Source organism: Sinorhizobium saheli (assembly GCF_001651875.1).
In the GTDB taxonomy this organism is placed as follows: Bacteria; Pseudomonadota; Alphaproteobacteria; order Rhizobiales; family Rhizobiaceae; genus Sinorhizobium; species Sinorhizobium saheli.
This window is the reverse complement of the sequence record NZ_LNQB01000075.1, coordinates 43583-54585: the sequence shown is the minus strand read 5'-3', so window position 1 is coordinate 54585 and position 11003 is coordinate 43583. Positions and strand designations below refer to the sequence as shown.

Genomic DNA, 11003 nt, shown 5'->3' with positions numbered 1-11003 from the left:
CGCTTTTCTTGCAACACCGTGCCGCAGAAAACCGAAATTATATCGCACTATCAAAGACGTGCGGATAGTTCACGGGCGACTAAACTGATGCTTCGTCGCGTTGTCGCTGACCCGCCAGGTCTTGAGTGAGAAGACGTTGAAGTCGCGTCCCTTTGTCAGCCCAGAGGCGTCGTATACCACGAGCTGCGTCTCGTCCCTAACGTCGGCAAGGCTGATTGTCCGGCCCAGCATTCCAAGGGGATGGTCCGGAGCTGCGACGGGTATCATCGCCGAATGGCCGATCCGTTCGGAAACGATCTGATGATTTCCCGTCGCCATGGAACCGCCGAAGCCGACGGTCGCCCTCCCGGTAATGACCGCATCCATCACGATCCCGAGCGTGCCGACGGTGACATTCACGGACACAGTCGGGTACAGGTTTCGGAAGGCGCGCAGCACAGCAACTACGATGTCTGAAGGCACGGCGCTGCTGATAGCGATGGGCAGCTCTCCCTCAAGGCCTTCGTTTAGCGCCTTCACCCGCGCCCGCATCAAATCGAGATCCCCGAGCAACCGGCGCGCATCCTCGAGAACGGACCTGCCAGCCTCTGTAAGTTGCGGCCGCTTCGTCCCGGAACGGCCGAAGAGTGCCACTCCTAGCTGCGCCTCGAGATTGGCGATCGTATAACTAATGACCGATTGGGTACGATTGAGCGCGCGGGACGCCGCCGAGAAACTGCCTTTCTCCACTACGGCAACGAATACCTGAAATTGATCCAAGGTTGGGTGGGGCTGCATCTCTCATCGACCATATCGATATGTTGGTTCGAATTTATGCCGATTTTCCAGATGGCCGGCAAGCCTTATGTCATTGCTAATTCACGTGGCGGATTCACTCCAAGGAACTGCATATGTCATCCATCCTGCTTCTCACCACCAGTCCGCGCCCCGGCTCCTTCTCCACCCAGATCGCCATCGAGCTTGCCGAGCGGCTACAAGCAGCCAATCCTGCCGGCGCCCTTGTTCACCGTGACCTCGCCGCCAACCCGTTGCCGCATATGGATGGTGGGTTCACGACCGGAATCCACAAACCCGCCGAAGGCCTGAACGCTGCTGAAGCGGCTGCACTCCGCCTGTCGGATGAACTGGTGGCAGAGATTCTGGCGGCAGATACGCTGGTGATTGGGACCGCCTTTATCAACTTCAACATCACCTCGAATCTGAAATCCTGGATCGACTATATCGGCCGGGCAGGCAAGACCTTCCAATATACGGCTAGCGGTCCCGAGGGACTGGCCAAAGGCAAGAAGGCTTACATCGTCTTAGCCTCGGGCGGGATCTACTCCGAAGGTCCGGCGGCAGCGCTTGATCACGCCACGCCCTACCTGAAGTCCGTGCTCGCCTTCATCGGTATCACCGATGTCGAGATGATCCGTGTCGAAGGTGTGAACCGAGGCGCCGATGGCGCCGCAAATGCCGTGACCGCCGCGCGGGCGCGGATCGCTCGTATCGCCGCCTGAAGCCGCCTTACTGAAACAGGAGCTTTCCATGCAAGCAAACACCGTCTCAACTCCCATCCAGCCAGCCGGGAAAGTACTGCAACTCAGCCTCTGGAGCGTTCAAACGCTGATGTTCGCCGCTTTCATTCTGTTTGGGTTCCAGAAGCTCTTCATGCCTGCCGAGGCGCTGGCCGCGATGTGGCAGACGCAATGGCCGGCCGAGTATCCAACGCTATTACGATTGACCGGATTGATCGATGTTGCGGGTGGGATCGGCATCCTCTTGCCTGCTCTTACCCGCATCCAGCCGCGCCTCACCGTTCTTGCGGCTCTGGGCTGCACCATCCTGCAAATCTGCGCCATCATCTTCCATGCCATGCGCGGTGAATTTGCCGCCCTTCCGCTCAACTTCATCCTGCTTCCCCTCGTGGCCTTCATCCTGTGGGGCCGCGGCAAGCGGGCGCCAGTCGCGCCGCGCTGATAAAGATCTGCGACTGTATGGGCAGCAATCGCCCAAGCAATGTCATCATCCCAACTATTCCCTCGCGGTTCCTCGGAGCTCTGCATGAAAACGTTACTACAGCCCCGGTGTTTGCTCGCTTGCCTCGCACATTGTTCTCCGCGAAGCCGGACTGCCCTTTACGCCCGTGCGTGTCGATCTGCAGCTGCACACATTCGATGGCGTTGACTACCACTCCGTCAACGCGCGTGGCTATGTTCCGCTGCTTGAACTCGATGACGGCCAGCGCCTGACCGAGGGGCCGGCGATCTTGCAGTATGTGGCCGATCAGGTGCCGGAAAAGAAGCTTGCGCCTGCTTGGGGCACGACGGAGCGTTATCGGCTGATCAAGTGGCTTGCCTTCATCAGCGGCGAATTGCATGAGAACCTTGGGCCGCTGTTCAGTCCCGTCATGTCGGGGGACGAGAAGGACTTTCACCTCATGTGTGTGCTTGACCGTTTCCAGTAAATGGAAGGCCAGATCGACGGCAAGGCCTATGTCATGGGCGACACGAACACGGTAGCCGACGCCAGCTGGGGCGAACAGGTTGGCATCGCTTTTCCGCTTTCAAGAACCAGCAGCACTACAGCCGCCTTAGCCTCTTAATCTAGACTTTGCGCTTCTGTGTAGCTCCTTTCCCAGCTCTCGCTCTACCAATCGCAGGAATCGTTGGTTGCCCGCCCCCGCAACCAAATACCAGAACCCCGGATCCCCAGGATGCCGGGGTTCTTGCGTGTCGAGGCCGCGGAAAATGCGGCCTTTCTGCCAAATCCTCGATCACCGCCTTCTGCGTAAGCGATGCGGGACCACTTTTCGTGACGAGCGCAAAGCAATTGGGCCGGCATGGTTCAGACGCGATCCAGGAACTCAAGCACTCGGATGGTGAGTAGGGCGGTCGCATCCGCGTCATAGGACGGGAGCGAGCTGTCGGCGAAGTAGTGCTGATCGCCGGGGTAGAGGAATAGCTCTGCGTCCGCGACCTTCTCGACAATCTCGCGGGCGGCATCGATGTCGCCCTCGCCGACGAAGATCGGGTCATTGTCCATACCGTGGATTTGGGCAGCCACGCCGTCCGGCCAGGGTCCGAAAGCCCATTCGCCGCTGATCGGCAGGCAAGAATGGAAGAGCAGGGCTCCGCGCGCCCCGGGTCGCGTCTGTGCAAGCTTCTGCGCCAGCAGCACGCCGAATGAGAACCCGGCGTAGACGAGCCCGTGCGGCATTTCGTCGGCGACGCGGACGCCGCGTTCGCGCATTTCGTCGAATCCGATCTCACTGATATAGGCGAGACCCTCTTCGATACTCTGGAACGTGCGTCCGTCGAACAGGTCCGGCGTGTGCACGATGTGACCGCTCGCCCGCAAATCGTCGGCGAAGGCGCGCACACCCGGGGTCAACCCCTGTGCGTGGTGGAACAGCAAGACCTCAGCCATACGGAGCCTCCGGGTAGGTTGGTCGGGTACAGGTCGATCACCCTACGGCGTCCTCGCCTCGCCGGGAAGAACGTACACACATTTCGGGAGTAACGTTTGCGCGCCTGGTGGCGGCCGTCATGGTTCTGTTCGAGTAAGCGGTGGCGCACAGCCGGCTTCGGGCGAGCGGCCAGCCGCTGTTGCAAGAACGCCGCTGGAGCCGGGGGGATGGATCATGGGCCGTTCGGCCTTGCGCTGCGGCGCATAGACATAGGCCGCCGGGGGGTGGATCGTCGCGGGCACGACCCCAGAACCGGCCTGCAGCGCGCCCCGGTCCTCAGACGCGCAAAGGTCGCTGCAGCACTTAAATTGCCGTCTTCTTGAACGAGGTCGAACAAGGAGACATGCAATAGCGACAGGTAAACAGGCGCCAGGGTGTCGTGGAGGGCTGAGGGCCACGGATGGCTCCCGGTCGAAAATGGCACCGCACCAACAGGTGCGGTACCATTCTGCGGATTACCCCTTACGTTTGCCGCGACGCCACGGAGCGTTGCTCTGGCAGTCGCCGGCCATGATGGATCCGTAGGGAACCACCTCGTCGACGACTTCGGCCAGTCCGTAATGATCGATCTGCGCCCTGACGTTCGCGGCGCTCTTGTAGGCGCTCGGAAGCTCCGACACGTCTGGCGAGCCGCAGTAGAACCGCGTGTCAAGCCCGTTCGTCTCCTTCGCCAGGATCGCCGCGATGTTGTTCGGGCTCAGGCCGCGGCTATCGGCGCCGTATTCCTCGCGAAGACGCCTGATATGCGCCGTGCGCGAGAAATTGCGACCGGCCCCATGGGGAGAGAAGCCGAGCCCGTTGTTGGCGTTCGACCCGCGCACGATCAGGATCGGCTCCGCCATGTTCAGCGGAATGATCGTGAGATCGGTCGCGTCGTCGGCCCAATTGTCGAAAGCCGGTGTTGCCCCCTTGCCGTGGTAGAAGAGACCGTCGGATTTCCGGAAGACGAAGTTGTGCTCGTTCCAGAACCGGTCGCCAACCTTGGTGGCGAGGTTCTTCGCTGCCATGTCATGGATTGCGAAATGGTTTTCCTTCGTCCATTGACGAACCGTCTGCAGGGCCGACCAATAGTTTTCTCCTTCTTCGCTCTCCGCCGGTATCCAGGCATTTTCCCTCAGCGTTTCCGGGGAGAGCAACTGGCGAAACCTGTCGGCGATCTTCATGCCCCTTTCGTATAGCCGCGCGCCGGGCGCACGCGAGCCATGATGGGTGACGAGCGCCGTCTCGCCGGTCGATTTCATCTGTCCCACATAGGCGAAGTGGTTGCCGTCGCCCTGGGTGGCAAAGTGGTCGATGCTGACGCTGACCATCTCTCTGAGAAACGGGTTCTGCTGGAACGCCGTGAGCGTCGCTTCGGAAGGCTTGATCTGCGCGCCGCGCGGACGTCCGCCCGGCCCGAAATGCGTCACCGCATGCACCCCCTCGAGCAGAGCCTGTGGCGACACGTCCGGGAAGATCGAAATCGCCATCGAGCAGCAAATGTCGGCCGAATGCATGCCGGGGTGGATAGCTTCCGAGGCGACCACACCTCCGACGGGAATCGTGCCCACCGGCCCGGAGGGGCAGGCATCGGGCATGATCGCCGCCGCGCGAACGACGGGCGTGCGCACTAGCTCCCGCATGGTGGCGCTCACCTTCTCGATGTTGTCCTGCTCATGGGCGTTTTCGGCGCGGATATTCATGTGAATGGCGACATCGTTCCCCGATCGCAGAGGAAGGGTCGGTGCGGGCTGGTGTGCGCGGGCGGCAGCCAGGGCATCGGCCGTCGAGCCGCCCTCGCTCAACACCTTGTTGGCAGCCTCGAGTGCCGCCCGGAACCAGCTGCCCTGGCTCATGCCGGCATCGATCAAGTCCTGTCCGCTCATTACTCCGGTCATATTCTTTTCTGCGTCTGCAGTCCTTCTGTTCGGTTCGCTTCTTCATTTCGTGGTCCCGGCGACGAGACTTGGCAGGACGTGTTACTGAGCTACGCGTTCCAACGGAACACGGAATGACTTGAACATCCGACCTACCCCCCCGGAAGTTCGGCGGGCCGCTCTACCTTGTAGTCTTGCCGGCATTCGCCGAGACTTTATTCATTCCGGCTCCCCGACGGGGAGAATGTTGCAGCGGCGACGAGGGTGGACGAAACCGGATGGCCCCGCTCGTGCCAGAGAGCGCCGCCAAGGGTGGGAGTCGAACCCAACCAGACCATCCGTCTGGTGAGGCTGTAGTTCCGTCCGGCATTCGCCGCTGCTTGAGACAGCCTTGCCAGGAAAACTTCCTGCCGTTCCTCCACGAACGGAGGCAGCACAGGCTAAGAACCTGCAACTCCATTCGCGGAGCACCAGCGTCGTTTTCCGGGCATGAGCTGCCCATTCCATGGCGACGAGTGTTGCGAGAAACACTTCTTCCTTGCGGAAGGGGGATGCGAACCCACGACCCTTCAGGGCTACCGATGGAGTTCCTCACGCATTCGCCATGTATTCGTCCGTGACGACGAGAGTTGGAGAAACGTCCTGCTCTATCCGCTGAGCTACGGATCCACGATGGTGGACCCGGCGGGATTCGAACCCGCGACCTGGAGGTTAACAGCCTGTAGTTTCTTCCGGCATTCGTCACGGCCGCGCCGTTTACGACGGCGCGGGGAATTGCTTCATTCGGGTCAGAGCTCGATTGCTTCGATGCTTTCGACCCAGGCCCGTGCTCCTTTCCTGTTGGCCGCAAAGGCGGCGATCACACCATAGACGGCATCGGAGAAGCCGCCGATGTTGAGCACGTCGTCACGCGTCGGCGCCTGAGACGTGGCGTGCGGCTGGATGTCGAGGCAAACCAGCTTGGCAGCCGGGTTGAACCTCTTGATCCGTGCCCACTCGGCCATCATCGCGGTCGGCTGGCCGCCGCGTCGCGCGTCCACCCAGGACTCGTTGTCCGAGATGAAGACGACGAGATCGACTTTGGCCTTCTCGTCGGCAAGCGTCCGGAGCGGCGCGGAGCAATTGGTTCCGCCGCCGCCGATCGCAGCCAGCTTGCCGGCATTTGTCATCACCGAATCCCGCCGGTTGAGCTCGATGTGCATCACTTCGTTCTCAAACGGCAGCACTCGCGCCTTCGGATTGCGCTGCAGGAAGGCCGCGGTCATCAACCCGGCGACATCGATGCAGCGCACTGCCGACGTGGAGCCCTTCCGATAACCCGTCACCGACGAGCTCATGGAGCCGGACACGTCGGGGCAGAGCACGATATTGCCTTCGATGGCCGGCACATTGGAGATCGCAATATCCATCGCGTCCTGCAGCGCGTCCCTCACGAGATTCGGAACCTGGCTATCGACCGTCCGCCACGCCATCATCAGCTGATAGGGGAAGACCTTCGCCCTGTGGATTTCCGCAGGATCGGAGAGCCTTGCTGCCAGTGCCTCCGCGAACCCACTCACCTCGAACGCACCATTGCGAGCGAAGGTGTTGAGGTTCTGACGGACCATCTGCCAGCCGCCTTGCCGGGCGATCTCGACCCAATGCTCACGGGTGAGCGGCAGGGAGGTCAGCAGCTGGAACGGCACGTCCGGAACCGAGCCACGCTGATCGCGCCGGAATGCCTCGAGCGATTTCACGGGCTTCGGCAGTGCCGCATGGTCGTACGGCTTGCCGATTGCCCAGGCGTAGAGCGACTTGCGTTCTTCCGAGGACGGCTTCGGATGGACCATACGGATCACATCGGCGAGCGATGGGTCGTTGCCGACCATCGCGCGCAGGATTTGCTCTGTGCTTGCGCGTTCGAGCCATGCCTGCACGGCCTTCTTCGGCCGCGTGCCGAGCGACTTGCGTCCCGTCACGCCCGAGCGCATGACCTGAACGAAGCCGCGCAGCATCTTGCCGCTCTTCACCACGCGCGGAAACGCGTGGGCAAAGGCATCGCTCTGAAGGCCCGCGAGCATGGCCAGCAACATCACCGGCATGTCCTTCATGTAGCCCTTCTCCGCCGCATAGATCGCCACCTTGGCCAGAAACTCCGGTTCGACCTCGAGTGCGAGCGCCTTCACCGCATCGAACTGATCGACGCCGTCCGCATAGAAGGTGCCGTTGAAAGTCCCGGTTACGGCATATTGGGCCAGTGCTTCCCGGGCCGTCAGTCGATAAGCGGGGGCGCCCTCATGGTTCGCTGCGTCCGTGCCCGGAAGCAGTTTGCCGAGGTAGGATTTGAAAATTGCCTTGTTGACCATGGCAGCACCTCTTGATCGGTTCGTGCCGGATACATTTCAAGAGGCGTGCCAATCTCGCGGACAGGTGCAGAAAAACGAAGCCTCTTTTCAGTATGTATTTGAATTCTAACGGCAAAAAATTTTTGAGACCGTCATCAATCAGAAATTGCCTGAAGGAATGCTTGAGGATTATGATATCTTATAGGATAGGAACTTATAATTTTGGATAGTCGATGAAACGACGCGTCGTCATCAGCATTCTCGGGACAACCCTCGACATGGGCAAGCGGGAAGACCGCTGGAGCCGGTGGCGGCCAAATGTCGGGCTGTGCCAGCAACGCGGCCTGTTCATCGACAGGCTGGAGCTCATTTTTGACAATCATGCTGAGGCTCTTGCCAGACGGATCATCGGCGACATCGAAACCGTATCGCCGGCGACGGAAGTGCGCAGAAACACCATCAACTTCAACGATCCCTGGGATTTCTCCGAGGTTTACACCCGTCTCAGGGACTTCGCCCGATCTTACGCGTTCGATCCGGATGAAGAGGACTATCTCGTCAACATCACCACCGGCACGCACGTCGCGCAAATCTGCTGGTTCCTGCTCACGGAAGCCCGGATCATTCCCGGTCGACTGCTGCAGCTCTCGCCGCCGCGGGAGCGGGAGCCTGGAGAGGATTTCGCCGGAACGCACCGGATCATCGATCTCGACCTCTCGCGTTACGACGAAATCGCCAAGCGCTTCGCTTCCGAACGCGAGGACGCCGCGTCCTTCCTGAAATCGGGTATTTCCACTCGCAACGCCGCTTTCAACAGGATGATCGACGAGATCGAGCGGGTGGTCATCCGCTCGAACGCACCGGTGCTCCTGACCGGGCCGACGGGCGCGGGCAAATCCCAGCTTGCGCGCCGGATCTACGAGCTCAAGAAGAACCAGCGCAAGGTGAGCGGGCAATTCATCGAGGTCAATTGCGCGACGCTGCGTGGCGACCACGCGATGTCTGCTCTGTTTGGGCATGTGAAAGGCGCCTTTACCGGGGCCGCGGGCGAACGAGCCGGCTTGCTCAAATCGGCCGATCAGGGAGCGCTGTTTCTCGATGAGATCGGCGAGCTCGGATTGGACGAGCAGGCGATGTGCCTGCGCGCCATCGAGGAGAAGCGCTTCCTGCCGGTCGGCGCCGACCGCGAGGTTTCCGCTGACTTTCAGCTGCTCGCCGGCACCAACCGCGATCTTGGCGACGAGGTACGGAAGGGCAGGTTTCGCGAGGACCTCTATGCTCGTCTGAACCTCTGGACTTTCCGGTTGCCGGCGCTGCGGGAGCGCAAGGAGGACATCGAGCCCAATATCGAATTCGAGCTGAGGCGTTACCTCGAGCGGGAGGGCCAGAGCGTTACTTTCAACAGAGAGGCGCGGGAACGGTATCTCTCTTTCGCCACGAGCCCGCAGGCGAGTTGGAGCGCGAATTTCCGCGACCTCTCCGCCTCCGTCACGCGCATGGCGACACTCGCTCCGCATGGGCGCATCACAATCGATGTCGTCAATGACGAGATCCGCAGGCTGAACGCGTTCTGGCGACCGTCGGCGGGCATGTCCGATGCGGACTCGATCGTCGAAGAGCTCCTGGGCGTCGACGCCGCCGCGCGCCTCGATCCTTTCGACGCCATCCGGTTCGCCGCGGTTCTGCGGGTCTGTCGAGAGCATGCAACAGCCAGTGCGGCTGGAAGGGCGCTGTTTGCAAGCTCTCGTTTGGAAAAGAAGAGCAGCAACGATTCCGACCGTCTCGTGAAGTACCTCGCGCGTTTTGGCTTGAAATTTGATGACGTAAGGAAGCGCAACCTGTGAGGCGTCGACCGGAACACTCGTGGACGGACCGCATCGGGTTCGGATCGCTCATTTGCCAGGAGGGGATTCGGCGCCAGAGCGAGCAATACATAGTTGACCGCGGCCGTTTCTTCATTGCAATCAGGTCACGAGCAGCAAAGGCGAACAACCTCCGATTTCGAGACGGATTTCAATGGCATTGCGGGCAATCTCACCGGACATGGCGCCGACGACGGTTTCGCATATCGACGCGCGGCTGGTCGCGATCCAGGCGGAAAACTCCGTTTCGATTCCGCTTGCCATCGAAAGCGGTAGCCGCGCGTGGGGCTTTCCGTCGCCCGACAGTGATTACGACTGCCGCTTTGTTTTCGTGCGTAGTTTGAATCAATATCTGACACCCTGGCAGCGACGAGACGTGATCGAGACGCCGCTGGAAAGCGTCTTCGATATTAACGGCTGGGACCTCGGCAAGGCCCTTAAACTCATGCTCAAGGGAAATGCCGTCATTCTCGAGTGGCTGCGCTCGCCGATCGTCTACTGTGGCGATGAAGGATTTCGGGCAGAATTCCTTGATCTGGCTCAGAGATACGCCAACCGTGACCTGGTGGCGCGCCATTATCTCCACCTCGGAGAGCGCCAGCGGAAGATCCATTTCGGTGACGGGGCCGCCGTTCCTCAGAAGAAGTTGTTCTACGCGCTCCGGCCGGCGGCGGCGTTGCGGTGGCTGCGGCTTCACCCCGGTGAGGCCGTGCCTCCCATGCACTTCCCGACCCTGATGGATCAGTGCGCCCCTTCGCAGGAAGTGCGCGACGTCATCGCGGAATTGCTGGAACGCAAGGCGTCGACGAGGGAACTCGGTTCATCGCTTCTACCCGCTTCGATCGCCGATTTCCTGGACAGCGAATTCGCTCAGGCACGCACTGCGTTTGGCACAGGCAGGGTTCAAATGCCTGCGGCAGCCGAACGCGAAGCAGAAGCGTTTTTCAGGGATGTCGTCGTCAGGTTCGCGCCGCCGGACGTCGATGCATGAGTGCCGGCAAGGGCGCCCGGCGACATTGCAGAGGCGGCCCGGGTTGCCGCCGAGACGATCAGCGGTGCCGGGGGCGTTCGAAACAAGGCCCCGTACCGTTGCGAGCAAGTTCAGAACCTGAGCACGGTATGGAATATTTCGGCCCTGGGCTGGCTGGAGGCGAGCATCGCCGTAAAACGCGGCGCTCGAGAACGGCGAGCATAAGCAGCGGAACGTCGCAGGGGGACTTGCGCTTGCCTATCGTTGCTCACTATCTTCACGCTGTTCTCAGGGCGGGGTGGAATTCCCCACCGGCGGTATCGGGAGTGATCCCGGAGCCCGCGAGCGCTTCCGGCTCCAGCCGGAAGGTCAGCAGATCCGGTGCGAGGCCGGAGCCGACGGTATAGTCCGGATGGAAGAGAGCATTGCGGATCGCGCCTTCAGGCCTGAAGGCGCCGGTTCCTTGTTCGCCCAAGGGAAAATTGTGCGCTTCATCGATCGGATGAGCGACATCAAACTCGCCGGGGAGCCGGCGTGACCCTT

The 11003-nt window shown here is 61.0% G+C and carries 8 protein-coding genes, 2 pseudogenes and 1 riboswitch; of the genes and pseudogenes, 6 read left to right on the top strand and 4 right to left on the bottom strand.

Features of this window, described 5'->3' with window-relative positions; genetic code table 11:
• Positions 1 to 84: 84 nt before the first annotated feature.
• Positions 85 to 777, bottom strand: a pseudogene (locus ATB98_RS17155) (LysR family transcriptional regulator); the annotation flags it as partial.
• A 113-nt stretch (positions 778 to 890) separates the two neighbouring features.
• Between ATB98_RS17155 and ATB98_RS17150 the strand changes: the two are divergent.
• From ATB98_RS17150 to ATB98_RS17140, 3 genes and pseudogenes are all read left to right on the top strand, one after another.
• On the top strand, positions 891 to 1499 hold the full coding sequence (locus ATB98_RS17150; protein WP_066875708.1) for an FMN-dependent NADH-azoreductase: 609 nt from the start codon (positions 891 to 893) through the stop codon (positions 1497 to 1499).
• A 28-nt stretch (positions 1500 to 1527) separates the two neighbouring features.
• Complete coding sequence (locus tag ATB98_RS17145) at positions 1528 to 1959, top strand: DoxX family protein (RefSeq protein ID WP_066875707.1); 432 nt, start codon at positions 1528 to 1530, stop codon at positions 1957 to 1959.
• 124 nt (positions 1960 to 2083) lie between these two features.
• Positions 2084 to 2446: pseudogene (locus ATB98_RS17140) on the top strand (glutathione S-transferase N-terminal domain-containing protein); the annotation flags it as partial.
• Between the two features lie 380 nt (positions 2447 to 2826).
• Here the strand turns inward: ATB98_RS17140 and ATB98_RS17135 are convergent.
• The 3 genes from ATB98_RS17135 to ATB98_RS17125 all read right to left on the bottom strand — a co-directional run bounded on the left by ATB98_RS17135 (position 2827) and on the right by ATB98_RS17125 (position 7649).
• Entirely contained in the window at positions 2827 to 3408 is a 582-nt protein-coding gene (locus tag ATB98_RS17135) for a dienelactone hydrolase family protein (protein ID WP_066875705.1), read from the bottom strand.
• A 495-nt stretch (positions 3409 to 3903) separates the two neighbouring features.
• Entirely contained in the window at positions 3904 to 5313 is a 1410-nt protein-coding gene (locus tag ATB98_RS17130; protein WP_066875704.1) for an RtcB family protein, read from the bottom strand.
• A gap of 779 nt (positions 5314 to 6092) precedes the next feature.
• Entirely contained in the window at positions 6093 to 7649 is a 1557-nt protein-coding gene (locus tag ATB98_RS17125; protein WP_066875703.1) for an RNA-binding protein, read from the bottom strand.
• A gap of 212 nt (positions 7650 to 7861) precedes the next feature.
• Here ATB98_RS17125 and rtcR point away from each other — a divergent pair, with 212 nt between their 5' ends.
• The 3 genes from rtcR to ATB98_RS30365 all read left to right on the top strand — a co-directional run bounded on the left by rtcR (position 7862) and on the right by ATB98_RS30365 (position 10998).
• Positions 7862 to 9472: an RNA repair transcriptional activator RtcR gene (rtcR, locus tag ATB98_RS17120; protein WP_066875702.1), complete on the top strand. Its 1611-nt coding sequence runs from the start codon at positions 7862 to 7864 to the stop codon at positions 9470 to 9472.
• A 172-nt stretch (positions 9473 to 9644) separates the two neighbouring features.
• Positions 9645 to 10481: a nucleotidyltransferase domain-containing protein gene (locus ATB98_RS17115; protein ID WP_153435514.1), complete on the top strand. Its 837-nt coding sequence runs from the start codon at positions 9645 to 9647 to the stop codon at positions 10479 to 10481.
• A 259-nt stretch (positions 10482 to 10740) separates the two neighbouring features.
• Positions 10741 to 10888, top strand: a riboswitch (FMN riboswitch).
• The gene (locus tag ATB98_RS30365; RefSeq protein ID WP_268801792.1) at positions 10873 to 10998 is read left to right on the top strand and encodes a hypothetical protein; all 126 of its coding nucleotides are present in this window, start codon (positions 10873 to 10875) and stop codon (positions 10996 to 10998) included. It overlaps the preceding riboswitch by 16 nt.
• Positions 10999 to 11003: the final 5 nt, after the last annotated feature.